28 protein-coding genes are annotated in these 26,469 nt (G+C 67.6%); 27 read left to right on the top strand and 1 reads right to left on the bottom strand.

The annotated features are described in order from the left end of the window. From H7694_RS16900 to H7694_RS16850, 11 genes are all read left to right on the top strand, one after another. Entirely contained in the window at positions 1 to 867 is an 867-nt protein-coding gene (locus H7694_RS16900; RefSeq protein ID WP_062635294.1) for a type II secretion system F family protein, read from the top strand. Continuing rightward, positions 864 to 1,745, top strand: a complete 882-nt coding sequence (locus H7694_RS16895; RefSeq protein ID WP_062635296.1) for a type II secretion system F family protein — start codon at positions 864 to 866, stop codon at positions 1,743 to 1,745. Before H7694_RS16900 ends, H7694_RS16895 begins: the two co-directional genes overlap by 4 nt. A 98-nt stretch (positions 1,746 to 1,843) precedes the next feature. Beyond that, positions 1,844 to 2,038 carry a hypothetical protein gene (locus H7694_RS16890; protein ID WP_005052697.1) on the top strand — a complete coding sequence of 65 codons (195 nt, stop codon included), beginning with the start codon at positions 1,844 to 1,846 and terminating at the stop codon, positions 2,036 to 2,038. A 15-nt stretch (positions 2,039 to 2,053) separates the two neighbouring features. Next, a complete protein-coding gene (locus H7694_RS16885; RefSeq protein WP_193599381.1) occupies positions 2,054 to 2,467 on the top strand; it encodes a TadE/TadG family type IV pilus assembly protein in 414 nt (137 codons plus the stop codon). Then, positions 2,467 to 2,916, top strand: a complete 450-nt coding sequence (locus H7694_RS16880) for a pilus assembly protein (RefSeq protein ID WP_193599380.1) — start codon at positions 2,467 to 2,469, stop codon at positions 2,914 to 2,916. The genes H7694_RS16885 and H7694_RS16880 overlap by 1 nt, the downstream gene beginning before the upstream one ends. Then, on the top strand, positions 2,913 to 3,323 hold the full coding sequence (locus H7694_RS16875) for a pilus assembly protein TadG-related protein (RefSeq protein ID WP_193599379.1): 411 nt from the start codon (positions 2,913 to 2,915) through the stop codon (positions 3,321 to 3,323). Before H7694_RS16880 ends, H7694_RS16875 begins: the two co-directional genes overlap by 4 nt. A gap of 12 nt (positions 3,324 to 3,335) precedes the next feature. Then, a complete protein-coding gene (locus H7694_RS16870) occupies positions 3,336 to 3,956 on the top strand; it encodes a hypothetical protein (protein ID WP_193599378.1) in 621 nt (206 codons plus the stop codon). 110 nt (positions 3,957 to 4,066) lie between these two features. Then, positions 4,067 to 4,969: a hypothetical protein gene (locus H7694_RS17745; protein ID WP_227468413.1), complete on the top strand. Its 903-nt coding sequence runs from the start codon at positions 4,067 to 4,069 to the stop codon at positions 4,967 to 4,969. A 16-nt stretch (positions 4,970 to 4,985) separates the two neighbouring features. Beyond that, entirely contained in the window at positions 4,986 to 8,309 is a 3,324-nt protein-coding gene (locus tag H7694_RS16860) for a LysM peptidoglycan-binding domain-containing protein (protein ID WP_193599377.1), read from the top strand. A gap of 155 nt (positions 8,310 to 8,464) precedes the next feature. Further along, positions 8,465 to 8,914 carry a prepilin peptidase gene (locus H7694_RS16855; protein WP_193599376.1) on the top strand — a complete coding sequence of 150 codons (450 nt, stop codon included), beginning with the start codon at positions 8,465 to 8,467 and terminating at the stop codon, positions 8,912 to 8,914. Positions 8,915 to 8,926: 12 nt separating this feature from the next. Continuing rightward, positions 8,927 to 10,012, top strand: a complete 1,086-nt coding sequence (locus H7694_RS16850) for a PDDEXK nuclease domain-containing protein (protein WP_193599375.1) — start codon at positions 8,927 to 8,929, stop codon at positions 10,010 to 10,012. Here H7694_RS16850 and H7694_RS16845 read toward each other — a convergent pair. Beyond that, on the bottom strand, positions 9,935 to 10,909 hold the full coding sequence (locus tag H7694_RS16845) for an IS481 family transposase (protein ID WP_193599374.1): 975 nt from the start codon (positions 10,907 to 10,909) through the stop codon (positions 9,935 to 9,937). The two genes, H7694_RS16850 and H7694_RS16845, sit on opposite strands and share 78 nt — an antisense overlap. A gap of 121 nt (positions 10,910 to 11,030) precedes the next feature. On the opposite strand from H7694_RS16845, the gene H7694_RS16840 reads away from it, so the two are divergent. The 16 genes from H7694_RS16840 to H7694_RS16765 all read left to right on the top strand — a co-directional run bounded on the left by H7694_RS16840 (position 11,031) and on the right by H7694_RS16765 (position 26,319). After that, positions 11,031 to 11,912, top strand: coding sequence for a hypothetical protein (locus H7694_RS16840; protein ID WP_193599373.1), 882 nt, complete (start codon positions 11,031 to 11,033; stop codon positions 11,910 to 11,912). Positions 11,913 to 11,924: 12 nt separating this feature from the next. Further along, positions 11,925 to 12,449, top strand: coding sequence for a hypothetical protein (locus tag H7694_RS16835; RefSeq protein ID WP_193599372.1), 525 nt, complete (start codon positions 11,925 to 11,927; stop codon positions 12,447 to 12,449). Further along, positions 12,446 to 12,811, top strand: a complete 366-nt coding sequence (locus tag H7694_RS16830) for a hypothetical protein (RefSeq protein WP_193599371.1) — start codon at positions 12,446 to 12,448, stop codon at positions 12,809 to 12,811. The genes H7694_RS16835 and H7694_RS16830 overlap by 4 nt, the downstream gene beginning before the upstream one ends. Then, positions 12,808 to 12,954 carry a hypothetical protein gene (locus H7694_RS16825; protein ID WP_193599370.1) on the top strand — a complete coding sequence of 49 codons (147 nt, stop codon included), beginning with the start codon at positions 12,808 to 12,810 and terminating at the stop codon, positions 12,952 to 12,954. The genes H7694_RS16830 and H7694_RS16825 overlap by 4 nt, the downstream gene beginning before the upstream one ends. A gap of 22 nt (positions 12,955 to 12,976) precedes the next feature. Next, positions 12,977 to 13,117 carry a hypothetical protein gene (locus H7694_RS16820; protein WP_193599369.1) on the top strand — a complete coding sequence of 47 codons (141 nt, stop codon included), beginning with the start codon at positions 12,977 to 12,979 and terminating at the stop codon, positions 13,115 to 13,117. Positions 13,118 to 13,171: 54 nt separating this feature from the next. Next, positions 13,172 to 14,266: a hypothetical protein gene (locus H7694_RS16815; RefSeq protein ID WP_193599368.1), complete on the top strand. Its 1,095-nt coding sequence runs from the start codon at positions 13,172 to 13,174 to the stop codon at positions 14,264 to 14,266. A 2-nt stretch (positions 14,267 to 14,268) separates the two neighbouring features. Beyond that, the gene (locus H7694_RS16810; RefSeq protein WP_193599367.1) at positions 14,269 to 15,312 is read left to right on the top strand and encodes a hypothetical protein; all 1,044 of its coding nucleotides are present in this window, start codon (positions 14,269 to 14,271) and stop codon (positions 15,310 to 15,312) included. 1,007 nt (positions 15,313 to 16,319) lie between these two features. Then, complete coding sequence (locus H7694_RS16805) at positions 16,320 to 21,341, top strand: CHC2 zinc finger domain-containing protein (protein WP_193599366.1); 5,022 nt, start codon at positions 16,320 to 16,322, stop codon at positions 21,339 to 21,341. Next, a complete protein-coding gene (locus H7694_RS16800) occupies positions 21,341 to 21,916 on the top strand; it encodes a hypothetical protein (protein ID WP_193599365.1) in 576 nt (191 codons plus the stop codon). The genes H7694_RS16805 and H7694_RS16800 overlap by 1 nt, the downstream gene beginning before the upstream one ends. Before the next feature lie 157 nt (positions 21,917 to 22,073). Beyond that, positions 22,074 to 22,502: a hypothetical protein gene (locus tag H7694_RS16795; protein WP_193599364.1), complete on the top strand. Its 429-nt coding sequence runs from the start codon at positions 22,074 to 22,076 to the stop codon at positions 22,500 to 22,502. A 96-nt stretch (positions 22,503 to 22,598) separates the two neighbouring features. Then, positions 22,599 to 23,309 carry a hypothetical protein gene (locus tag H7694_RS16790; RefSeq protein WP_193599363.1) on the top strand — a complete coding sequence of 237 codons (711 nt, stop codon included), beginning with the start codon at positions 22,599 to 22,601 and terminating at the stop codon, positions 23,307 to 23,309. Between the two features lie 23 nt (positions 23,310 to 23,332). Continuing rightward, on the top strand, positions 23,333 to 23,728 hold the full coding sequence (locus H7694_RS16785; RefSeq protein ID WP_193599362.1) for a hypothetical protein: 396 nt from the start codon (positions 23,333 to 23,335) through the stop codon (positions 23,726 to 23,728). Then, positions 23,729 to 24,241: a winged helix-turn-helix domain-containing protein gene (locus tag H7694_RS16780; protein ID WP_193599361.1), complete on the top strand. Its 513-nt coding sequence runs from the start codon at positions 23,729 to 23,731 to the stop codon at positions 24,239 to 24,241. Further along, positions 24,238 to 24,915: a hypothetical protein gene (locus H7694_RS16775; protein ID WP_193599360.1), complete on the top strand. Its 678-nt coding sequence runs from the start codon at positions 24,238 to 24,240 to the stop codon at positions 24,913 to 24,915. Before H7694_RS16780 ends, H7694_RS16775 begins: the two co-directional genes overlap by 4 nt. 94 nt (positions 24,916 to 25,009) lie before the next feature. Next, entirely contained in the window at positions 25,010 to 25,726 is a 717-nt protein-coding gene (locus tag H7694_RS16770; RefSeq protein WP_193599359.1) for an SOS response-associated peptidase, read from the top strand. A 5-nt stretch (positions 25,727 to 25,731) separates the two neighbouring features. After that, positions 25,732 to 26,319 (top strand): hypothetical protein, encoded by a 588-nt coding sequence (locus H7694_RS16765; protein WP_193599358.1) that lies wholly within the window; start codon positions 25,732 to 25,734, stop codon positions 26,317 to 26,319. Positions 26,320 to 26,469 lie beyond the last annotated feature (150 nt).

The following is a 26,469-nucleotide window of genomic DNA, read 5'->3' as shown; positions in this document are numbered from 1 at the left end:
ATGACTACCGCAACCCTCGCCCTGTGCATCATCGTCGCGGTCGCCGGCGCGATCCTGGTCATCCTCGGCGCCGCCCACAAGCCCAGCACCAGCGGACTTCCCACGCGCAGCGCGCTTCGCGGGAAGGCGACACGCGACTTCACCCGCACGCAGCAGATCCAGCTCGTCGGCGGCGCCGCGGTCGGTCTGGTGTTCGCGCTGATCACCGGATGGTGGCTGCTCGTGATCGCCGTGCCCGTCGCCGCTGTCGGCCTGCCATGGCTGCTGCAGAAGGGCCCCGAGGAGAACACGATCGCCAAGCTCGACGCCCTCGAGTCTTGGACCCGCAGCCTCGCCGGCCTCACCGTCTCCGGCGCCGGCCTCGAACGCACCATCGCCGCATCGCTGAGCAGCTGCCCCGAAGCGATCCGCCCGCAGGTCACGCAGCTCGTCGCGCGCATCAACGCCCGGTGGACCACCACCGCGGCGCTGCAGGCGTTTGCCGACGACCTCAACGACGAGACCGCGGACGTGCTCGTGATGCACCTTCTCCGCAAGGCCGAGCTCCGCGGATCCGGCCTCGCCGCCTCGCTCGAGGATCTCGCCAAGAGCATCTTCGAGCGGGTCAAGATGCGCCGCCAGATCGAAGCCGACCGCGCCACCCCGCGCAACGAGGCCCGGTTCGTCGTCTACTTCACCGTCGCGCTGCTCGTACTCCTGGTCCTCGCCCAGCAGTATTCCGCCCCCTACGGCACCCCGATCGGTCAACTCCTGTTCGCCGCATATCTCGTCAGCTACGCCCTCGTTCTGCTGTGGATGCGACGCATCAGCCGCGGCGTGCCGGCACCCCGTCTGCTCGTTGCCACCGAGAAAGCTGGTGAGAAGTGAACCTCGCACTGATCGTCCTCCCTGGCCTCGTCCTGGGGCTCGGCTTCGCGCTGGTCATCGCCGCACTGGTGCCCACCCAGCCCAGCCTCTCCGCAGCGCTCGATCGGATCGGCACCACCACCGTCGCCGCCGACCCCGCCTACGCCGCCACCCTCGAGAACCGGGTGGGCTCAGCCGTCCTCCGTCGCGTCGGCGACAGCCCCTCGCTCAAGATCCCCACCCGCGATCTGCGCCTGATCGGCATGAGCGTCAACCGGTTCCTGTACCAGAAGGTGCTCTCCGCCGGCCTCGGCCTCATCGCCCCCATCGCGATCGGACTGATCTTCCAAGTCCTCGGCCTGACCGCGTTCTACATCCCCGCGCTGTTCGGCATCCCCCTCGCCATCGGCGGCTGGTACCTGCCCAACCTGCTCGTCCGCGACCAGGCCGAAGCCGCCCGCAAGGAGTTCTCCCGCTCGGTCGCCGTCTACATGGAGCTCGTCGGATCCGAACGCATCAGCGGCGCCCCTCCCGGCAAAGCCCTCGAGTCCGCCGCCCAGGTCGGACGCAACTGGGCATTCGTCCGAATCCGCCAAACCCTCACCGAAGCCCGCTACGCCGGCACCGCACCCTGGGACGCGCTCGAGCAGCTCTCCCTCGAGATCAACGTCCCCGACCTGGGTGAAATCGCCAAGGTGATCAGGCTCTCGGGGGAGCAAGGAGCGTCGGTATATGAGACACTCAGGGCACGGGGGCAGAACCTCCGGGACCGACTTCTGAATGATGAAGTGACGGAGGCGAACAAAGCGACCAACAAGATGACCATCCCGATGACCCTCACCGGCGTCCTCTTCATGCTTCTGCTCGGAACTCCCTTCGTGCTCAACGCATTCTTCTGAGACGTTGGAAGTCGATTGTCCGCGAAGGCCCCAAACCGAGGCCTATACCTAATAGACCAAGCACCACCCACCCAGAGAGAGAAAGGAACCAGGATCCTATGTCGACCCTGAGCCGAGAGTTCCTGTCCCGCATGCGCGGGCGGGCAGCTCGCTTCACCGAAGAGCCCGAACGTGGCTCCATCACCCTCGAGCAGGTCATCTGGACCGCCGGCATCGCGCTCGCCGCCGTGGCCGTCGTGGCGATCATCGTCACCGCGATCAACGCCTACGCCGGTCAGATCCCCACCGGCTGAAAGAGCCACCCGCAGATGGTCCGCACCTCCAACCCCGGTCACCGGCAGCGCCTCAGAGAAGCGCTTGCCGGTGATCGGGGTGCGGCCACGCTGCAGAACACGATCATCGCCCCAGTGCTGCTGCTCGTCCTCGCGGTCTTCCTGCACCTGGGCATCATCCTCCACGCCAACAACCTCGCCCACGCCGCCGCCACCAGCGCCTACAACGCCGCCCGCGCCTACAACGCCAGCGGCACAGACGGCTCCGCCGCCGGCCTCGCAGTCCTCAACCAATCCGGCTCACCGATCAGCGGCGCATCCGTCGCGGTCGACCGCGGCGCCAACACCGTGACCGTCACAGTCACAGGCACCGCCCCCTCCTTCGTCCCCGGACTGACCACCAACATCGACGTCACCGTGACCGGCCCCACCGAAAGGTGGGTGAACTGATGCGCACCATCCGAACCCTCATCGCCAAGCTCCGTGACGACCGCGGCTCCGCCGGCCTCGAGATCGCCATCCTCGCCCCGGCCCTCGCCGCGGTGCTCGTGCTGCTCGCAGCTGCCGGCCGTCTCGCGCTGGCCGGCAACGCCGTCGAGTCCGCAGCGTCGGCCGCGGCCCGCGAAGCATCGCTCGCGCGCACCACGGCCCAGGCGCAGGACGCAGCCGAAGACATGGCGCGGATCTCGATGGAACAGTCCGGCGTCAACTGCACGACCCTCTCCGTCAACATCGACGCCTCCGGCCTGAGCGCCCCGATCGGCACCACCGGCCGAGTCAGTGCGACCGTCTCCTGCACCGTCGCACTCAGCGACGCCGCCATGATCGGCATGCCCGGCACCCGCGTCCTCACAGGCACCGCCGTCTCTCCCGTCGACGCCTACAGGGAGCGGCGATGAACACCATGATCCAGAGGCTCCGAGCCAAGTTCCGCGACGACAAGGGCGTCGCGACGATCTACTTCGTCATCATGACCGTCGCGTTCCTCGCGATCGTCGGACTCGTCGTCGACGGCGCCGGCAAGGTGCAAGCCAACCAGCAGGCCTACACCACCGCAGCCAGCGCCGCCCGCGCCGCAGCGAACGCCGTCAGCGGCCAAGCGATCAGCGACGGCACCACCGCGATCGACAGCAGCCGAGCCGTCAGCGCCGCCAACGGCTACCTCGCAGCCGCCGGCGTCGGCGGAAGCGTCGCCGTCAGCGGCGACCGCATCACCGTCACCGTCGACACCGACTACTCGGCCACCTTCCTCCCCGTGCCGTTCCCCGTCCAAGCCACAGCCACCGCAGAGCTGATCACGCAATAGGAGCCCCACATCATGAGCATCAAGCGCCTCGCCCTCGCCGGCATCATCGCCGCCGCACTGACGCTGACCGCATGCACGGGCACCGGCAACCAAAACCCCACCGCCAGCCCCACAGACACCCCGACCCCCACGCCTACCGCTACGTCCATCACCGGCGAAGCACCCGCCGACGAGGACGAGGCGATCACCAAGGCCGAAGCCGCCATCGAGCTCCTGCTCGCGACACAGGCCCAGGTCACAGGTGAGGGCAACGGCGGAACCGACACAGCCCCGTACGAAGCAGTGGCCACCGGGGCTGCACTGCAGCGCTACATCGAGGACGCCGCGCGTATCGCGAATGGGCCGACGCTCAACGAGGACGGCGAGAGCATCGACGGGCCTTCCACTGTTGAGGGCGCCGTTGTCTTCGAGCCGATGACCGCCTACGGCCAGGAGTGGCAGGGGGTGCCGAACGGGCTCGTGCTTGTCCCTGGCTGCCTGGATCTGTCGGGCCGAAAGATCACCACCGCGGACGGTAAGCCTGCAATGCAGAACCCGAATCTCCGTAACCAGTTCGAGTTTCAGGTCTCCTACGACGCCGAGTCCAAGACGTGGAAGGTGAGCAATCTGATTGACCTGGGGGCAACGTGCTGAGGCGGTGGCTCGTAGCAGTTGTCTCGGGCGTGGCGTTGCTTGCTGGCGTTCTGATCGGAAGCACGCCAGCCCAGGCCGCTGACGGCGTCTACTGCGATAACGCGAGCGGCGTGTGCTTCATCACGATCTCATCGATTCCGGGAGACCCGACGCCCAACCCCGACAGCAATGGATGGACCCCTGGCGCACCGACCTGCTACTACGAGAACTCGCAATCTGGCCTTCTACAGCTGGGCTGGACCGAAGACCAGATTCGAGTGTTCGATGGCGGCACCTACCAGCGCTTCTACGCGATCATCGACTGCGGCGGCTCGACGTCGTACTGGTCGAACACCCGGCAGTGCTACGTCTTCATGAAGGACGGCGTCTGGCCGGCCCGCCCACCAGGCGTGTCGCAGGAGGCCGGCTACTACGGCTGCATCATGTTCAACCCGTCGCCGGGTGGATCGCCGGGCCTAGGTACGGAGAGCAACTTCTGGAGCGAGACGGTCCCGCCGGGGCTGCGGGTGCTCACTCCGGGTGCCGCCGCGCAACAGCTGATCTCGACCTTCCAGCTCCGAGGCATCGACATCGGCATGGCCCCTGAGGTCAACCCCCAGTGGGGTCACCGACGCGGCTACGTCGGGGTTCCGATCTGGCTCTGGGTCAACAACCCCGAACCGCTGACCTGGGGCCCCTACACGGAGACCGCGACGCTAGGTGGGCAGACGATCACGGCGACCGCTCAGGCCACGTCCGTTCGCTGGCAAATGGGCGACGGCGCGTCGACGACCTGCGGCAACACTGGCACTCCGTACAACGTCGGCTACGGCATGACGACGTCGCCGACCTGCGGATACCAGTACACGTCGACCTCGAGCCGGAACCCCGGCGATCGCTTCACCGTCACGGCCACGACGAACTGGACCGTGACGTGGACCTCTCTCGCCGGCCCCGGCGGCACCGTCAACCTGACCACCAACAGCGCAGTCGACCTCGAGGTCAATGAACTGCAAACCGTCATCGTCCCCTGACCCCCAAGGAGGCATCATGAACCGCATTGGAAAGGGCCTCGGGTCGCTGATCCTGCTCGCCGTGCTCCTGGTCGGTATCCCCGCCGGGCTCGTGTTCTTCGCCGGCAATCCGCTGCCGTCGTGGGACGAGCTCGTGGCCGGGTTCACGATGCGCGACTACACCGGATCCTTCCTGATCGGGACGATCATGCCGATCGTCGCGTGGATCGCGTGGGCAACCTTCGCTGTCGGCTTCCTCGCCGAGCTACCCGCGCAGCTGCGCGGTGTGCCGCGGCCTCGGATCCCTGGCCTCGGCGTCCAGCAGAAGGTCATGGGCGGTCTGCTCGCCGCAGTCATCGCGCTGTTCTCGCCTGCGGCCGCGTTCGCGTCAGAGGTACCCACGCAGCCTTCGGTGTCCATGAGCGCCTCCGTCGTCTCGGTCGCGCCCACCGAGGCCGCGGCTGAGGAGGCCCCCGTCGTCGAGGCAGGCCCGCAGTACGTGGTGACGGGAACGGACACACTCGCCCGGATCGCAGAGAGCACGCTGGGCGACCGCAGCCGCGCTGCGGAGATCTCCGCGCTCAACCTCGGTGTGCAGCAGGCCGATGGGGGAGCGCTGACCGCGTCGGGATGGCTACAGGAGGGATGGGTGCTCACCCTGCCTGCAGACGCCGTCGTACCGGCCGCAGCGGATGCCGCGGCCGCGCCTGCCAGTGCCGAAGCGGAGACGGTCACCGAGATCACCTACGAGCAGCGTGACATCGTCTCCGGCGACACCCTGTGGGACATCGCGGCCGAGGAGCTCGGCGATGATGCCCGCTACCCCGAGATCTTCGAGGCCTCGAAGGACATCGCTCAGCCCGGCGGCGGCACCATCACCGACCCGAACTGGATCTACCCCGGCCAGCAGGTCAACATCCCCGTGGCCACCGTCGTCCCCGCCGCTCCGACTGACGACGCGGACGGCACCACCGGCAGCACTGGCTCGATCGACACGGACGAGGGCGCTGCTGGCGCCGTCGACGTCGACGCAGACGAGGGTGCTGGTGCCGCGGGTACTGGCGGCGGCGCTGACGAAGGCGCTGGCGCGTCAGGTGCGGATGCCGCGGCCGAGGACGAGGCCACGAGCGGTCTGGGGTTCACCACGGATGCCACCCAGGCGCCCGCCGACGAGGCGCCCGTCGACGAGGCTGCAGCTCCGTCCGCGGCCGTCGACGTCGACGAGGACGATACGAGCGGCATCGAGGACTACTTCCAGGTCGCCACCATCGGAGGCATCGGCGCCACACTCGCCGCCGGCCTCCTCACCCTCCTCGGCTGGCGGCGGCTCAAGCAGCGCCGCGACCGCAAGCCCCGCCAGCGGATCGCGATGCCTGACGAGACGGTGTCCTCCGTGGAGCTCGAGCTGCGCGCCGTGGAGAACCCGCTGGGGGCCGAGGCTGTCGACGCAGCCCTGCGCCACCTGGCCGTGTGGGCGCAGGAAACCGGCAGCCGGCTCCCCGCGCTGTACGCCCTCCGCCTCGACGAGAGCTCGGTCGCCGTCTACCTCGACGAGCCGACCGACCTTCCGGCACCGTTCACCCAATACGACCCCGAAGACAAGCTCGCCTGGATGGTCGCGCTGACCGACCTCGAGCCTCTCGACACGGTCCCGTCCGCGCCGTACCCGGCGCTGGTCATGCTCGGCCACGACGACAACAACGGGCACATCTTCGTCGACCTCGAGCGGATCGGTGCGCTCAACGTCACCGGCGCCACCGGAGAGCTGCGCCAGGGCGTACTCACCGCCATCGCGATCGAGCTCGCCGCGAACACCTGGTCTGAGGACGTCCAGGTCACCCTCGTCGGCGTCGGCGATCGCCTCCCGCTCGCGCTCGGCAGCGGCCGCGTGCGTCACGTCGAGGACACCGAGACGCTGCTGCGCAACCTGCACGGACAGGCCGCGGCGGTCGAAGCTGCTCTCGCTGAGCTCGGCGTCGACGGGCTCGAGCAGGCACGCACTACCGGAGCGGATGCGGAGGCCTGGGCGCCGGAGATCATCATCCTCGGCGACAACCCGGACGAAGCCACCCGTGAAGCCATCAGCGAGCTGGTCACCCGGATCCCGCGTGTGGGTATCGCAGCTGTCAGCGCCGGCCACCTGACGGGCAGCTGGAACCTGGCACTCACCGAGGACCGCCGAGCTCAGCTCGAGATCCCCGGCACCGGCGTCGCCATCCCGATCACCCCGCAGCTGGTCGGCGCACGCGAGTACAACGAGATCCTCGCGCTGTTCGACGTCGCCACAGAGGGCGCCGCTACCGGCGTCGCGCTCGACGACGAACTCGAGCTCGACGAGATCCCCGCCGCCGCAGTCGAAGCCGACGAGGTCGAAGCCGAGCAGCTCCCGCTCGTCGACGAGCCCGACGTCAAGATCTCCGAGCCCGTCGCCGCCGAGACGGAGGCGGAGATCTCCGAGGCGGACGAGGCAGCACCCGCCGCCGTCGACGAGGAGCCGGCGGAGACCGTCACGGTCGACCTGGTCGACGAGGAGGCTGCGGCCGAGCACGACGAGCCGCTCGCGGCGATCACACCGCTGCACCGTGGGCCGTACCTGCAGCTGCTCGGACCCGTCGAGGTTCGCGGTGCGCGCGGAGAGGCGCCGGTGAACCCGAACACCGCCGCGCAGTGGCGATCGGCAATCCGCAAGGGAACCGAGCTGGTCGCGTTCTTGTCGGTGAACCCGAACGCCACCGCCGAGCAGGTACACGCCGTGTTCTGGCCCGGCCAGATCGCCTCGGGCAAGAAAGCCAACGACGACCGCAACGGGCTGACCTCCAAGACCCGCCGCTGGCTCGGACAGAACGATGACGGCGAGCTCTATGTGCCGCTCGTGACGACGGGGGAGTACCGGCTGCACGAGGACGTCCGCTCCGACTGGCAGGACTTCCTCGGTCTCATCGGTGACGAGATCTCCGACACCCCCACCGACCGACTGCTCGCTGCGCTCGAGCTCGTCAAGGGACAGCCCATCAGCGGCGTCCCCGACAAGCGCTACGTGTTCGCCGACCGGCTGCGCAACGAGATGATCGCGACCATCGGCGACGTCGCCCATGAGGTAGCCACCCGCAGCCTGTCCACCGGCAAGGTCCGCCACGCACGCCTCGCCTCCGCGATCGGCCGCATGGTCGACCCCGTCAACGAGGTCTTCTGGCGCGACGGGCTGCGCGCCGAGCACCAGGCCGGCGACCACGCCGGCGTCGAGCGTCTGATCACCCAGCTCGAGCAGAGCCTTGCCGCCGTCGACGAGGACTACGAGCCCGAACCCGAGACGCAGAAGCTCATCACGCAGCTGCGCCAGCGGCACGCGATGGCCAGCTGATCATGACCACGACCCGCGAGGCTCCCCAGAGCGTGCGTGCGCGACGATACCCGGCGTTGCGGTACCCGCTCGCAGTTCTGGGGGGCTTCGCGCTCTCAGCGGCCCTCACAGCGCCTCTGAGCCCCGATCTGCGCCTCACGGTGGGCGGTTGGGCCATGATCGCCGTCTACGCCGCCTATGGGGCGTTCCTGACGCGCACAGACCTGCAGGAGCGTCGCCTGCCGGACACGCTCACCCTCACCCTCGCCGCGGTCCTCACCGGCGCCGTCCTAGCCCTCGCTCTCACCGCCGGCGCCGGCGCCGAAGCGATCGCCGCGATCAGCGGCGCGATCGGGCTCGCCATTCTGCTGGCCGCGATCGGACTGGCCGGGCAGGTCGGGTTCGGGGACGTCAAGCTCGCCCTCAGCGTCGGACTGCTCACCGGCTGGCACACCTGGTACCTCCCGTTCGTAGCGATCGCGCTCGCCTACGTTCTCGCGTTCCCGCACGCGGTCATCGCGGCAGTGCGCCGCGGCCGCGGCCACCAGAGCACGGATCTCCCGTTCGGCCCCTACATGATCGCCGCCGGTGCGATCGTGGCGATCGCTGCGGCGATCGCCAACTGAGGGGGCACCGTGATGAGCGACCTGGTGCCCGACGACGACGCCTCGACGCTCGAGGAGCTCAAGCAGCGTGTGCACGCCGCACGACTGCGGGTTCAGCGCAGAGCCAACAACGAGCTGCTGCAGCTGTGGTGGCATCTTGGCCAGACGATCCGTGCCCGACGATCTCAGGAGGCCTGGGGCACCAACGTCCTGGATCGGCTCGCGAAGGATCTCCGCGCCGAGTTCCCCTCGATGAAGGGGTTCTCGCCGGCGAACTTGCGGTACATGCGCCGCTTCGCGGAGGCGTGGCCGGACCTCGATTCAATTCGCCAACGACCCGTTGGCGAATTGCCGTGGGGACACGTGATCGAGCTGCTCGACAAGCTCGACGACCAGGAGTTGCGCGATTGGTACGCCGGAAAAGATGCGCACCACGGATGGTCGCGGCCTGTGCTCGCCCACCAGATCACGACTCGGCTGCATGAGCGGGAGGCGGCAGCACCTACGAACTTCGCCGGCGCGCTCGAACGACTCGACTCTGACCAGGCGCAGGAGATCACGAAGGATCCCTACGCGCTGCAGTTCCTCGCCGTCGACGGGGATGCATCGGAACGCGAGCTCGAGCAGCGCATGGTCGACCGGATCCTGCAGACCATGCAGGAGCTCGGACCCGGATTCGCGTTCGTGGGTCGCCAGGTGCACGTCGAGATCGACGGCGATGACTTCTACATCGACCTGTTGTTCTTCCACGTCGAGCAGCTGCGATACGTCGTCGTCGAGCTCAAGACCACCAAGTTCACCCCGGCAGACGCCGGCCAGCTCGGCTTCTACGTCGCGGTCGTCGACGACCTCTACCGCATCCGTGAGAAGCACCTTCCCACGCTCGGGATCCTGCTGGTCGCCGGCAAGAACGACACAGTCGTCCGCTATGCGCTCGCCTCGACAACGTCGCCGGTCGCAGTCAGCCGGTACCAACTCGACGAGGCCGACCAGAAGGCGCTCCCCGACGAAGCGGCGATCACTCGGGCCTTCGCCGACGAGCTAGCTGTACTGACCTCGACCGTTGTTGATTCGGTCGATGGGTGGGTGGCCTCCGATGCCGAGATGGTGCCTGTCTAGGTTGTAGTGGTCGAGCCAGGCCGTCAATCCTTGTCGGCGATCATCGTTTGAGGTCCAGGGCTGGGCGTAGGCCCACTCGGTCGCGAGGGTTCGGTTGAGGCGTTCGACTTTCCCGTTCGTCCAGGGGCAGTGCGGTCGGATGAACTTCTGTGCGATGCCGTGAGCGTCGATCACAGCGCGGAACGCGGTGGAGTGTCGGTAGGCGAACGCGTTGTCGCTGATGACCCGTTCGACCGTGACCCCGAGAGCGGAGTAGAACGCGATGGCCCGCTCCAGGACCGCCGCCGCGGTCGCGCCTTTCTCGTCGTCGTGGATCTCGGCATAGGCGACGCGGGAGTGGTCGTCGATGACGGTGTGGACATAGTCATAACCCGCACCGCGATGCCGATTCGGGCGTTCGCCACGGCCATGCAGACGCCATCCACCGCCGTCGGGGATACGGCCGAGCTTCTTCACATCCACGTGGATCAGCGACCCAGGATGGTCGTGCTCGTAGCGTTTCGCGGACCGACGGGTCGCGCGGATCACCGTCCCCGTGACCGGATCCAGCTCGCGCAGCAGCGGCACCTCGTGCCGGCGCAGCACCCGCCCCACGGTCGAGGCTTGCAGGCCGAGCTTGCCCGCGATGAACATCGGGCCGCGGCGGGTCAGATGACGCATGATCCGCACCCGGGTCTCCACGCATGCCGCCGTCCGACGGGGATGCGAATGAGCGACGCTCGACCGGTCCACCAGACCCGCCGGGCCGTGCTCGCGGAACCTGCGCCACCACCGCCACGCCGCCGTGCGCGAGATCCCCATCTCCGCCGCGACATGAGCGACCGCACGCCCCGACTGGATGCGCTGAACCATGATCAACCTGCCGGCCGGAGTGAGCCGGGCATTAGCGTGGGACACGAGAAGCCTCCGTGTGTTCGAGCTGCAGAACTAGACAGCTCCAACTCGACACCGGAGGCTTCTCCTACGTCAACAACGATCCGGGTCAGTACAGCTAGCCCGTGACGCGGGGGACGAGTGAGTGTCGGGCGAGTACTACAGCCCCGAGGGGGAGTACCTACGGCGCGTGCTGGATCGCCGGCATGCGCGGCGCGAGGTCGCGGCCGCGGGCTGGTGGTCGCGTCGACGAGCGCTCGGCCGGCTCCGCGAGCTCGAGGAGAGCGATGGCCTCGAGGCGGTTGCGCAGCGGTGGGCGCGCGAGCTGCTGCGCACCGAGATCGCGAACGCTTGGGCCCGAACCTCCCGACACTCCAACGAGTGGCATCCGCGCCTGCTCGAGCGACTTCCCGGCCTCGCTGAGGAGGCCGCGGCCGAGGCGGTTCTGCAGGCCGGTGACGATGAGCTGCTCCACCCGCTGCTCACCGCCGCGGCCGCGGAGCAGATCGCGCGCGAGAACGTCGACCGGGTCAGGCGTGTGGTCGACGACCCCACGATCTACTTGCTGCGCACCACGACGCCGGACGGGGATCCGATGGTCGTGCTGCAGCATGCCGCGAGCGGGCTGCGCGGCCGCTTCGCCGTTGATCCCGTCGACGGGCTCGGCGACGTGTTCTCCAAGCCCTACGACATCCCGTCGATCAACCCCGACAACCCCCACGATGACGGCAACCGATGGGAGCTGTACGCGGGTCTCGGCATCGGCCGACGCCTGTACCTTGCCGCGGCCGAGCTCCACCCGCACATCCGGTGGCGCGCCGGCATCCAGAGCCCCTACGCGGTGCCGCTGCGCACCAGGCTGCACAACGCCGATCCGTACCACTGGGCAGGGCACTGCGCCTGGTGCAGCGAGCGACGGATCATCTGGCGTGAAGCCGGGCCGGCCGAGTTCAGCGAGCACCCGATCACTCCGGCGCCGGCAGCGATCACACCCCGTCTCATCGAGGTCACGACGAGCTCGAGGTAGGGATCACCCTCCATGGATGCTCGCGCCGACGAAGACCGGGGGAGCGGGCACCGTTCGCAGCACGTCCTCGCGGCTGCACACCACGCACACCAGCACGCCGGGGCGATCGCGCATCACTACGCCGCAGCAGTGCGGCTGAACGCCGATCGCCAGTCCGTCGTCGACCATTCCGCGACGCTACGCCCCCAGCCCGATCGCGCGGGCCATCTCTCCACAGGCGACCTCCCCTGGGGCTACGTTTTGTGGCACAATACCTGTATGGGGATCGAGTGGCCGAAGTCAGCTGACAAGCACGACATTCCCCACGCCGATGCGCTCTACGCCATGCAGAACGCGATCTACACGAGCACCAAGGTCAAGATCAACGAAGGAGACTCCCGCAACCAGCGTCGCGTCTTCGTCGGCCCGCAACACGCGCAGACCGATCGGCTGATCGAAGTGCTCATTGAACTCAAGCCCGGCGGCAACTTCGTCGTCTACCACGTCATGCCGCTGGGTGCCTACTACCGCCGACAGATGGAGGAGGAGATCGGATGACCCTCAGCAAGAAGGACCAGGAACGCTACGCCGCCCTCGCCGCGCTCGAGGAACAGCCCACCGGCGCGTCGACGCCGGGGGAGAGCGCCCACGGCGCCGACGCGGCAGCCATCGGGCAGCAGATGCTCCTCGACGCCCTCGGAAGCACACAGGCCGTCGCACGAGCGGTCGGTGGACGGCCCCGCGTGGGAGGGACGGCAGCAGGCGCCGGCTCCTCCCCGACGATCCGCACCCGCGTCACCCCGACCCGCAAGCGCGAAGTCGACCAGCTGCGCGCCCAACTGGGGATGAAGAGCGACTCCGACGTCGTCCGGGCAGCACTCGACGAGTACGTGCAACGGCATCTGCAGGCCAGCGCATGAGCCGCCGGGGACCGCTCGAGGCCGAGCTGTACGAGCAGTTCATCGACCAAGGCCTGGACGAGATGAGCGCTGAGATCATGTCATCCGAGATCGCGGCCGACTCTGGCGAGCGAGTCTCGGAGTACGAGCGCGTCGATGTCTGAGACACCGACTAAGGTCCGCGCCATGCGTGTCATTGGGACCATCCGCAGCACCGCCACCGAGCGGATCACCGTCGAGGCAAACAGCTACCAGGAGGCGCGCGAGCTGCTCGAGACGCAGATCCCCGAAGGCCACGAGCTCATCGCCATTCGAACAGACACCTGACACGAAGCACCCAATACAGGCGCGTTACACCACTGATACGTGTAGCATTACACCATGGATGTCGACAAACTGTGGGACCGGGGATACTCGCTAGTTGTCGAAGATCAGCCCGACGTCGCACTACCCCTACTCGGCGCAGTCGTATACAGCTGCTCCCTGCCACCGTTCCCCGGTGTCGCGTACGTCACCGGAGCACCCCGCTCGGGAAAGTCGACACTTGCACGGCAGATGGTGGACTTCCTTGAGCCCGCCGGTTGGCCTGGGAACCTGGCTGCCCCTGGAGGTCCAGATGCGCCGAAGGAACCGGTCTTCATCGACCACGTCAGCGCGCGCCTGAACCCCACCGCGCGGATCCGCACCCGACTTAGCACGGCGATCGACGATCACCTGCACACCCCAGGCCGCCGCCTGCTTGTCATGGCAGGCGATCCCGTCTCACATGGCGAGGTCGATGACTACCTATGGCGATTGACGATTCGCCAGCCCATCCCCCTATCGGTTCTACGCGAGAGTAGCCGCCCAGAGGCGAGAGGCTCCCGTCGCCAACTGGGTCACGCCTTTCAAGAGTGGGTTGCTCAGATGGACCGAGATACCCTCCATGACGAGTACCTCTCGACATGGCCAGACGAGCACTCCGACCAGGCCGGAGCCGCGGACCTCGCCTCCACATTCGGGCTCGATCTCCTCCGACGATTCCTCCGCGACTTCGGCTCAACAATCACCCTCCCCGAATACCGCGACGCCACCGAGCGCCCCGCTGTGTTCGAGCTGGCCACCCCGCCCCGGATGGTCACTGACCTGCGTGACAGACTGATCAGCGCCACCCGTGAGGACCGTGTGCGCTTCGAGGGCGACGACGGCAACAACCGCTCAGCCATCCCCCTCGTGGGACGCATCGAGCGCGACCGGATACTGCTCATCCCGAACATCGCTCTCCCGATCCTGTTCCCCGAGGGAATCTCGCCCGCCGCACTGGGAGCGGAACTCGAGAGCTGCGGCCTACTGCACCGAGCGGTCAGCAACACCAGAACAACCGTCGTCCGCATACAGGGACGATCAACTCGCGCATGGGTAATCAGATCATCGCTGCTTGAAGCAACCGAGCTCGCCCCCTCTACCAGCGACGAACTCACGGCGCCCCGCTCCTGACCATGAACGAACCCAGCAACTCGATACCCCCAGCTCACGCGCGAACCGCCTGGGCCGCAGGCGTCGAACCACTGCGCGAGGCGTTCCCGCTCCACGCCGACAAGCTCATCCGCGCGATCGCCTACTCCCACATCGAGCCCCTCCCCACACCGATCTTCATCATCGGAGGAAACCCCACGACGCGAGGCACCCTCGCCGATGCGCTCGCCGAGCTCGCCGGCGAAGTCGAACGACCACGCATCGACCCACTCACGCTCCACCAGATCCGCCGCACCGTAAAGCCCGGTGAACCGCTGGTTCTCAACGGCGCCCCACCCGCCGCCGCACGCGCGGCCCTCAGCACCCTCGACGAGATCGAGATCGAGAGCTTCGTCTCGTTCGCCACACCACTGAGCAAGGCATCCGCGCTGATCATCGCCAGCTCGCAAACCATCCAGCCACTCAGCGCTGATCGCTCCATCACGATCGAACTGCCTCAGAGGCCCCGCAGCGTTCAACCACTACGCGCCATGGCAAGCGAACCCGCGACCGCAGGCCGCCGCATCATCGCGAGCTACCTGCAGCAGAACACACGCCGTCTCAGCCTCAACCAGCACGCCGTCAACATTGCCCGCCACCCCGACTACGACAAGCCCCGCCGCCTCGGCGCGGCCTTCTACCTCGGAGACGCGGTCCTGCGCACTCTCGATCTCGACGCGCCCGCCACGCCGGCAACCTCATGGCTCCACCCAGAGGACCAGATCGTCTGGGCTGTGCGCGAGGCCATCCGCTACCTCCTCGACAACGGTGGCGAGCTCACCTACAACGCCAGAGACAGCAAGGAATGGGCCATCGGCCGCGCTGACCGCAACTACCTGTACATCCGGCCGGGCGAAGCACTCCCGTTCATCCGCGCCGCGCACGGCGACCCGAACCTCAGCGTCAAAGCCATCACCGCAGCACTGCAGCGCCAGCACTTGATCGCGTCCAAGACCGGGACCACCAGGATGCGCATCGGCGGGGCACCAACGCGTGTCTGGAAGATCCCCACCGACAACAGCGTCTAACGCGACACGCCGCACACGCGGGTTCCAGGACGGCCTCCATCGCCGTCGAGACTCCCCAGCAGAGCGTCTTGCAGCGCCCACCAGTGTCACCCGAACGCGCCCCCGCCCGACCCCGACAGAACGCGAACCCCCCGTTCGTTCCACGATCTATCCCCTTGGTACACAATCCTTCCTCCCAAAAAGAGTCACAAGCCACTTGCTTCTGATCTGGGGTTTTTCTGAACGGCTTACACCTTGGGTTTTGAAGGTGTCCCACTGTTTCTAGCATTTGATCTGGTGTTTTTCTGCACCTGGGACACATGGGACACTTCTGAAACAACAGTCCTCACACATGCGCGCCCGCGCGAGGCGAGAAAGGTGTACCAACAGCGATGCCCAACTTTTTTCGGGAACCGATGTCCGCGAAGCGTCCGAGGTTCGGCCTATACCTGACATGAGAGCTCAGGGCCGTCTGCGCGACGCACCGCGCCAATCCGTGATTCTGATTCAGCTACGTGTTAGAAACGAGGCATGTCAGCCAGAGCGAAGCCAGGACGTCGTTCGTACGGCCCTCGCGCCGTCAGAACGGTTCGATATCCGGAGGCATACGACCCGATCCTTGAACGCCTCGCTGCGGAATCTGGGATCCCCCTCAGCAGCTGGCTTGCGCTGGCTGTCTCACAGCAAGCCGGGCTTGAGATCCCGGACTACGTCAAGGACGAGTTGGAGAAGGCAGCGCGTGAGCGTGCTGCGCGCGCGGCAGAACAGGAGCTCGACATGCTCGACATGCCAAGGTCCGCGTAGAAAGACTCGACCCCCTCTGGTCGGCAAACCGTCGGGGGTCTTGAGTGCTTTTGGGTCACAGCCTCCGGCAAGAGGCTGATCAATTTACTGATGCTGAGTCAGTCAATCCATGATCGGATGTTCATGATTATAGCCGCGATATTGCGGATGTCTAGCGTTGGTGTGGCCGTCGTGTCGCACCCGCTGGGCGCTGCAGCGTGCACCCGAGGGGGTGTGCTGCAGCGATGACGCTTGAGTACACCGGCACGGCGACGGCTACGAACTCCATGGACCGCGTTCTCGAGGCGCTTGAGAGCGGTGGGTGGAAGCCTCGCCGCAACGGGAGCCAGCACATGGCGCTGTGCCCCGTGCACGGTGACGCGATGCCGTCGCTGAGCATCCGTTACGACCGGGCCGGCGGCAAGGTGATGATGCACTGCTTCGGCTGCGGCGATGCCTTCGACCTCCGTGACGTGTGCGGCGCGATCGGCCTGACCGTCAGTGACCTGTTCGACGCGCCACTGCCCGCCGACCGCCGCACCAGTCAGCGCACCCCAAGGGCGAAGCGGCCTTCGCTGCCGCCGCGGCTGACGCAGGATGAGCTCGCCCCCAAGACCCCGGACCTGACGGGCGCGACGTGGCGCCAGGTGAAGGTCTACGAGTACGTCGACGACAGCGGCGTCGTCCTGCAGCGGGTCCACCGCGAAGAGACCACCCTGGACGGACAGCGGCACAAGCGGTTCACCCAGAGCTACCGCGGCGCCAATGGCCGGTGGGTCAAGCGCAAGCCGGAAGGCTTCGCCCCCCTGCTCTACAACCTCGCCGCGATCCGCGCAGCGGTCGCCGCCGGCGGGGGTGTGTGGCTGCTCGAGGGGGAGAAGGACGCAGACAGCGCGATCGCCGAGGGCCTGGCCGCGACCACGAACGCTGGCGGCGCTACGGCTTTCCCCGCCGAGCTGCTCGAGCACTTCCGGGGCGCCTCGGTCAACCTGGTCGTCGACAACGATCCCGCCGGCGCACAGCGTGCTGCGGGTGTCGGTGCGCAGCTGGCCGAGCTCGGCATCCCGGCGCGGATCTTCCTGCCCAACCTCGACGATCGCAAGTCGGACTTCACCGACCACATGGACGCTGGTGGAACGGTCGCCACGCTCGTCGAGATCACCGTCGACGACGCCCGTGCGATCGTCGCCGCGGCCGAGGCCGACAAGCTCGTGCACGGGCGCACCGGCGTTGCGGTGTGCCTCAAGGAAGCGACCGCACAGCTCGAGCAGAGCCAGCAGGACCGGGCGACTTCCGAGCAGCACGCCGAGGCATGGGCGCGGGAGTCACTCAACCGCCTCGAACGGATCAAAGCGATCGACCCGGGTCTGGATGCGGAGCAGCTCGGCGACCGCGGCCGCACCGCCCTGCAGGAGTACGCGGCCGCGGTCGCCGAGGGTGCGCGGATCGCCCGCGACACCTACATCGTCGCGGGCCTCAACGTGCCCCAGGCGGTCGCTTCGTCGATCGTCGCGATCCGTCCCGACGTCGACGAGCAGCCGCCGGCTGAGACCGTCGAGATCACCCCTGCCTCACCCCGCACACAGACCGGCAGCGGAGGCGGCAACGGGGGAGTGTTCTTCGGGAACGACAACCCCGAGGACCAGCCCGAGAAGCGCCCGTTCATCCAGGGCAACCACTACGACGTCGTCGAGGGGCAGACTGTGCTCATCAAGCACACCCCTGGCGACGAGGACGACAAGTACTTCCGAGTCATGCGCGGGTGGGCGGAGGTCCAGACCGTCGCCATCGAGGACGACGGCACCGACAATGAGATCGCCCGACCCCCGCACCTGTACGTGATCAAGTTCTCCCGGTGGGTTCCGAACGACCGCGGCTACCCGACCCGCGACCCGGACACGGGCCAGTTCAAGACCGAGTCGGTCACCCTGAAGTACACCGAAGACCAGATCCGCGACGGGTCATGGTCAAAGGCGATGCCCTGGCCGGGGTTCCTCGAGTCGAACAGCCGCCGCGGCGCGGATCAGGCGTGGGATGCGATGAACGCGATCAAACCGCCGCGGAACAACAGCATCGTCCACACCACGGTCGGATGGCGCACCGCCGAAACCGGCGACTACTTCGTACACGCCGCAGGCGCGATCGCCAAGGGCGGCGCGGTCGACGTCGACGTGGACGTGGCAAAGACCTCCGACATCTATGCAATGCCCGCCCCCACCACAGACCGCGACGCGCTGCGTCAGGCATGGATCGACGGCACCGTGGCGCTGCGCGAATCTGAGCTCCCGGCCCGCGTGATCGCCCCCCTGCTCGGCCACTCCTGGACCGCCCCGGTCCTGCCCGGCCCGATCCTGCTGCACCTGGTGGGCGGGTTCGCGTCCTACAAGACCTCCCACAGCCGCCTGGCCGTGCAGTACTTCGCACCGAACCTCACCCACAACACCAAGGGCCTGATTTCCGGCGCTGCCGGCGGATCCACCGCGATCGGCCTGCAGCGCACCCTCTCCGCGATCAGCAACGTGCCCGTCATCGTCGACGACTTCGCCCCGGACGGCAACGCCAGCGACGCGATCCGCCGCATCAGCACCCTCGGCCGCACCGTGTTCAACGGCATCGGACGCATCCGCGGCAAGCAGCGCGGCGGCGCCGAGGCCGACCGTCCGATCCTTGCCAGCATCATCACGTCCGGCGAGCTGTCCGCCCAGGGCTCCGCCGACTCCCGCATCGTCAACCTGCCGTTGGACCCCGCCACTCTCAAGAACGGCGGCGAGATCTTCGGGCGCCTCGAGTCCCGCCGCGCCCGCCACGCCCGCGCCCTCATCGGCTCGTCGCTCGTGCAGTGGACCGCGGCGCGGCGGCAGCAGCTCGTCAAGGACTTCACCGAGGCCGAGGAGGACAGCGAGCACCGCCTGTGCACGCAGGACTACTGGCGTAAGACCATCCCCAGCCAGAACGGGCACGCCGGCCTCCACGACCGCCTCGTGCAATCCGCCGTGGTCCTGGACCGCGGCATCGTGATCATGCTGATGATGCTCCGCGACCTCGACGTCATTACCGCCGAAGAGGCCAAGGACTTCTACGCCTGGGCGCGTGCCGGCATCGCAGAGGCGATCAGCCTGCAGGACTCGTCCGCATCCGACCCCGCCGAGCAGCTGATGGAGTACCTGCGCGAGGCGATCGCCAACGGCAACGCCCACCTGGCCGGCATGGACGGCGCAGTCCCCGAAGACGCGAGCTCGCTGGGATGGACCGACCAGTCCACCGGCATGCAGCCGCAGTGGCGCCCCAACGGCCAGCGCGTCGGCATCATCCGCGACCAGCGCCTCTACCTGTTCCCGACCACCGCCATCGCCGTCGCCCGCCAGATGTCACAGCGCGCCGACGAAGCATTCAGCGACACCAAGACCTCACTGTCCTCGTCGATGCTCTCCCACGGGTGGCTCCTCGTTGACGGCGCCGGCAAGCGCAGCGTCGTCCGGCGCACCGGACGCTCAATGCAGCACCGCGTGTGGGACATCCCACTGTCAGCCCTCACCGGCAGCAACCCCGATGAGCCCTCCGGCGGACCCACCAGCGGAGACGGGGGAGCAGGCCCGGACGACTCGCCCGTGGACTTCCCGGCGCTGTTCGACGCCCCGACCGTCGACGAAGCGCCCACGCCCACTCAGCCGGCGGAGCAGACCCCGCAGTCGGCACCGCCGGCCCCGGCCGAGCCCGAGCCCGAGCCCGAGCCCGAGCAGCCTGCAGCTGCAGATTCCCCCGTCCCGACCGCGCCCGCACGTCCGAGCACCACGACGTCGGCCGAGGACTTCCGTGCACCGCTGGGCGTGCTCCACACGGACGGGCTCTGGCTGTCCACGGGTGAGCTGATCACCATCCGCGGTCAGCTCGAGCACGCCGGCCAGCTCGCGCAGCTGGCCACCGACCTGAACCTGGGCACCCGCATCAACCAGGGCACGAACGGTGCACGCAAGACCGAGCGCGGCCAGATCTACCTCACGATGGAAGCCGCCCTCGCGCTCGGCCTCCCGCTGGACACCCTGCCCGAATCCACCGACTCCGACTACGGCAAGCTGCTGCGCGAGGCCACCAAGGGGCACCCGTTCATCACCCTGGCGACCGAGGCCGGATTCTCGCTCAGCGGTGACGGCTCCATGACCGGCAGCATCGACGTGTGGCGCGAGGACAACCGCGGCATCGGCGCGCACATCGCGCTCCTGCCCGCCCAGGACTTCCGCTTCATCAGCACGATCCTCGACGGCGACCCAGACCCGGCCACGATCGCCCACCGCCTGGGCAAGTTCACCGCGGCGCTCAAGTTCCCCTACCGCAGCAGCGCTGGCACTACCGGCACCAAGCTCATGCGCGCACTGCTGCCCCGCGACAAGCACGACGAGATCTACTACCCGCAGGACCGGCCCACGCCCGTCAAGGACCAGATGATGGCCGAGGGCGACTTCAACTGGCAGCGCAAGCTCTTCGGCGACGAGATCAAGCAGAAGTGGGCGCACGGGTTCGACCGGGGTGGTTCCTACCTCGCCGCTGCAAGCACCGAGGTCGGCGTCGGCGCGCCCACCCACTACGACGGGCCGCTGCAGTTCACCAAGGCCACGAACAAGCCCGGCTACTGGCTGATCACCGCCCCTGAACCGGGCAGCTGGCTCATGCCCGACATCTTCGCCGCGCAGGGCATCGTCCGCGAAGGGTTCGCCGGCTCTCAGATCTGGGTCAGCACACCCACCCTCGAGCTCGCGAGCGAAATGGGCCTCGAGCTCGAGATCCACGAAGCCTGGCTGTGGGATCGCAAGGCCAAGGTCTTCGAGGCCTGGTACAAGCGCATCCGCGACGCCCGCACCACCCTCGACACCACCGACGTCGACGACCAGGCCGCCCGTGACCTGCTCAAGATCGTCTACGCCGCCGCGATCGGCATGCTCGACTACCGCGGCGACCACGACACCCTCGCCGTCTGGGCCCCGCACCGCCACGACATGATCGTCGCCAAGTCCCGCGCCAACATCATCCGCCGCGTCCTCGCCAACGCCGAGCGCACCGGCCGGTGGCCCGTCGCGATCGAGAAAGACACCGTCGTCTACACCAGCGACCACATCGACCCGCTCGAGGCCTGGCCGGGAGACCCCGCCTGGTTCGGCCGCGGCCTGGGGCAATACAAGTACGAGGGATCCGACCCGCTCGCGCATCACGCCGAGTTCCTCAACGGTGACGGCTCCTACAAGGGCAAGAAATACCTCGAGGAGCTGATCTGATGGCACTGAGCAAGGGCGCCCAAGCCCTCCAGATGAAAGCGATGTTCGAGGGCCTCACCGGGCAGAAGATCCCCGACTACACCGCCGAGCACCCCGACACCCGCGCCATGCTCCGGTTCCTCTTCCCCGGCAAGAGCGACCGCTTCCCGATCGCGACCGGCCTCGCCGCCAAGAAGCTCGGTGTCTCCCAGGGCACCGTCCAGCGATGGATCCGCGGCGCGCAGAACCCGCGTGCCGCGATCACCAAGGAGATCACCAAGCGCGTCCGCCAGTCCGTGACCACCCAGCGCGGCCGCGGGCAGCTCGCCAAGCGCGTACAGGCGCAGCTCCCCACCCGGCAGCGCACCATCCGCATCAACGCCCTGCAGGGCCCCTCCTCCGACCCCAACGACAAGAAGTACGTTGCCGAGCGGTTCAGCAACCTCGACATGTCCCCGTTCGAGCAGCAGCAGCTCTACGACGCATGGGTGCAGGGCGGCGACGCCGGAGCCACCGACTACCTCACCGGCATCTACGACACCCGCTACGTCGACGGCTGGCAGTTCCACGGCATCAAGGGCGTCGAGTGGCGCTGATGCCGCCGGCCTCCGCGAGGCGATCCACCCCTCCCACCGCCTAGCTCCCACCCGCGCCGTTGCTCGAATCCGTCGACCGGCACGATACGCTCTATGTAGTGAATGTCACGCTTTTATCAGGCGTGACCGGACTGACGACCAGAGAAAGGACCAGCCGATGGCAGCCACCATGCCCGAGCTCGTCGACTACGCCTACATCGCCGAGAAGCTCAACGTCTCTCAGCAGACCGTGCGCGTCTACGCCACCGGCACCAAGCAGCGCAAAGAAGGCTTCCCCAAGTCCGCGCTCCCCGAGGGCGCGCGCTCGCCGCTGTTCCACAAGAAGGACGCCGACGCATTCATCAAGCGGCGCCTCGAGGAGACCGCCGGCAACACCGAGCAAGAGGAAGCCGCGAAGCAGGCCTACGCCGAGCTCGGCCGCGAGATCAACCTGCGCAGCCGCGAGCAGCTGCAGAGCGCCCTCTTCGACGACCTCAACCTGCCGAAGACGGAGAACCTCTCCGTCTCCACTCCGGCGCTCACGAAGCTGTACGACGAGACCGGCTCAGCCTTCGTCGGGCACGTTCTCCGGTTCCGCGGAAAGTAGGCCGCAGCCACAGCACAGGCACCCGCGCGTCGTTGACCACGACTACCGACGTCGCCTATGCTGTGAATGTCACATTCACTAGTGAGGAGGTTAGTCATGGACGTCTCGTCGACCTACACCGACCCCGCCCCGCTCTGGTTCACCCCCGAAAGCGCCAACATCGAAGCACTCGAGAAGGCCTGGGGCGCCCGCAAGCTCGGCCAAGTCATGGGCGCCGCCCTCGGCAGCTTCAACCGACTCGGCCACGTCGACGCCGGCACCGCCTCCGAGACATTCGGCGTCTCCGAGGGCACCATCCGCCGATGGATCCGTGACGGCGTCCCACCGCGCCGGATCGGACACGTCATCAGCCTCGTCCGCCCCCCACAGGGCGCCTTCGAGCAGGAGCGGAAAGATCTCGTCTACGCCCGCAGCGCCGTGACCAAGATCTCATCCGACCCCGAAAACGCCGTCGCACTGTGGGGATACAAGGGCTACCTCGAGCAGTGGGATCTCGCAGTCATCAAGATCAAGAACATGCCCGTCCTCACCGTCCGCATGGCCCGCACCGACCGCGATCGCGCCGCCGACAAGCGCCTCGCCGCCGGCGGCAAGCTCGTGGAGATCTCGACCTTCCCGAGCTACTGGGCCGCGGTCGTCGCCCGCAGCGAGCTCCTCGAAGACGTCTACCCCTACCGGGTCCAGCTGCGTAACACCAAGCTCGCCAGCGGCGCAGGCAAAGCCTTCCTCGACGAAGCCCCCCGAAAGCCGCTGCGCTCCTACCGGAAGTCGGCGCGCACCACCATCCGTAAGACGACGTCGGACTGAGCGAAGTCCTCAGAGGAGAAGCCGTGGCCACCACCAACTGCCCGATCTGTGACGGCATCGATGTCCACGACGGCCTCGTTCACGCCCTCACACCCAACCAACTCACGCCCGCAGCGTCCGGTGAGCCAGTCCGCGGATGGGTTGCGGTGAAGTTCCAGCACCGTCCCGCCCCGTTCGACATCGAAGTCATGACTCGTCTCATGCAGTTCGAGTTCGACACCGCAACCGCAGTCACAGCAGCAGGAGTCGGTTGGGCCGATGGCAACGAGATCGGGGCTCACTCCTACGACTTATTCTGGGACGGCCCCGACGTCGATGCCCTTTGGGGCACCATCGAGCCACTCCTGCGGCTGGCGCCGGCCGCGTGGACCACAGCAGAGATCCATCGGGCGACGGCAAGAATCGAACAGGGGAGTTGAGTGACTCCCGACCACTTCCCTCTCGACGCGCTCAGCATCATCGACCGCACTCCCGGCCAACCTCCGGCCTACGCCCAAGTGGCCGAACAACTGCGTGCGGTGATCAGCACGCACCAATTGGGCCCCGGCATCAAGCTGCCCTCCGAACCGGAGCTCATCGAACGCTTCCACCTGTCCCGCATGACCGTCCGCGAAGGCATCCGCGTACTCCGCGATGAAGGGATACTGGACGCTCGCCACGGCACCGGTGTTTTCGTCGTCAGCAACCCTCACACCGACCACCGCGCAGCAGATCGCCGGATGCTTGCACAGATCCCCATCGACCTCCCCGACGATCACGAGCTGCTCGCCGTCGCCACGATCGCGCTCGACGCGGCAGGGGAGTACAGCCTGAGCATCCACAACATCGTCGGCGCCTCGATCAGGATGACTCCCACACAGCAGGCCAACGCGCTGCGGATCCTCGCTACCGGCGCCGAAGCCGAAGCGGTCGGCAGAGAGAACATCCCATGATCGAACGGAAGTTCGCCGCGTTCGCGGGCCTCTTCGCGCTCGCGAGTCTCGCCGTGACCGGCGCGATCTCCGCCCCGCTCACCGGGATGCCCTGGGCTGATGCTCTCCTCACTCCCGGCATCTTCTTCGCCGCGATGGCCATGATCATCGGTGTGTGGTTCCTCGTCCTGCACATCATGTGGCGCGCGGACCCAATCTGGGAAGCTGGCGGCGCGATCGCCATCGACGACAGTCACAACCTCACCCTCTCCGCGAAGAGGTTCCTCCGACCCGCCGAGCCGGTCACCACCGTCAATCTCGACCAGGCCACCGTTGCGACCTGGTACATCAGCCCGTTCAGCAGATCCGGCACGCTCAGGATCCAGCTGTGGGACCACGATCCGCAGATCACCTTCGGGATCTTCGGTCTCACGCCCCAGGCCGGCGCGAAGCCGCTCGTCGAGATCTCCACCCGCATCCTCGACGCCGCACCCACCGCAACGGCGCGCCTGCAGTACTACCTCGAGCACCGCATCGACGCCGGCACCCTGGACTGCAACTTCACCCCTCACAACTTCCAGCCCATCCCCGAGCTCCTGCCTCCCCTTGAGCCAGGCGTCACGTTCAGCGCAGACGGCCGCGAGATCCGCTACCGCAGGCCCGACCCCGACCCCGACCCCGACAAGACATCATGAACGGCCTGCATGTCGCCGAGGGCGTAGACCTCCCGCTCGGCTCGAGCATGCGACATCCTCGCTAGGTGTCTGAGACCGGAGATACGCTGCAACTATGTGCGGGCGCTTCGCGATGGACTCACGGGTGAACGAAGAGATCACCGATTTCGTCACGCGCACCGGCCGCAAGCCCGAGGACTGGCGCGCCGACTGGGAAGCCAACTACAACATCGCACCGACACAGCGGATCCCCGTGCTCATCGACTCCGCGAAGACCGGCGAGCTCCGCTTCGAGCAGGCGCACTGGTCCCTCGTGCCGTCATGGAGCGACACCCTCAAGCTCAAGTACCCGACGTTCAACGCCCGCGCCGAGACGCTGACCAGTAAGAGCACCTGGCGTAAGCCGCTGCAGACCCAACGAGCGATCATCCTCGCTCGCGGATTCTACGAGTGGACGGGAGAGAAGGGCTCCAAGCAGCCCTGGTTCATCCACGACCCGCACAGCGAGCTCCTCGGCCTCGCCGGTCTCTACTCCTGGTGGCCCGACCACACCAAGCCTGACGACGACCCCGACCGCTGGGTGCTCACCGCGACCATCGTCACATCGGATGCCGTGCAGACCCTCGCCGGCATCCACGATCGCAACCCCGTCATCCTCCCCGAGCACATGTGGCTGCACTGGCTCGATCCGTCCCTCGTCGGCGACCAGGGCCTCGTCGACGAGGCCGTGCACGCCGGCGTCGCCGAGGCATCCGGCCTCGAGTTCGATGCCGTAGCCCCGTTCGGCATCCGTGCCAACGGTCCCGAGCTCCTCGAGCCCCTGCCGCAGTAAGTCCAATGACATCCGCACCGACCTACTGGCACGGCGGCTGCCCAGGACTCGAGATCGGCAGTCGACTCCTCAGCCCACGCGACGCCGCGGCCGCCGGCCTGGGGATCCCGTACAAGCCCCGAGAGCGCCCCGAGCTCGGCATCGTCTCACGTACCGACCGCGTCTACTTCTCCACCAACCAGGACTTCGCCCGCGCCTTCGCATTCCAGACCGAGATCACCACACCCTCCGGCACGCTCACATCCCGCGGCACTCTCTACGCCGTCGCCCCCATCGGCCCCGTCGACGAAGATCCCGACTTCGCCGGCCACAACGTCTCCTGGCGCGCGCCCGGCGCCATCATCACCGAGATCGTCGAGACCAACGTCCTCATGCGGACCCGAGACGCCACCCGCGCCATCGGCAGCTACGCCAGCTGGGACGACGGTAGGCCGATGTACCTCGAGGACGGCCGACTCTGCGTCACCTGGCAGATGGAGAGCCACGGCATCACCCAGGCCACCGTCGACGAGATCGTGCGCCCGTGGACTCCCGTCGAAACCGCACTCCAGCGGGTGATGGCCGCGTGGATGCGCAACCCCCACACCCGCTGACGCGGGGGAGCAGCCGACCGCGATCCGAGGCGTCGGCCGAGCGCAGCGAGCCGGCGCCGGGCCCTGCCGCGACAAACAGCACCCACGACCGCGGCCGGCTCGCCGGCTGCCCAGAGGCCAGCGGCGCAGCCGCTTGCCCTCTCGGGAAGG

Origin of the sequence: Microbacterium sp. YJN-G, from assembly GCF_015040615.1 — a bacterium.
Lineage (GTDB): Bacteria > Actinomycetota > Actinomycetes > Actinomycetales > Microbacteriaceae > Microbacterium.
The sequence above is the reverse complement of the archived record's forward strand: the minus strand, read 5'-3'. Positions and strand labels throughout refer to the sequence as shown.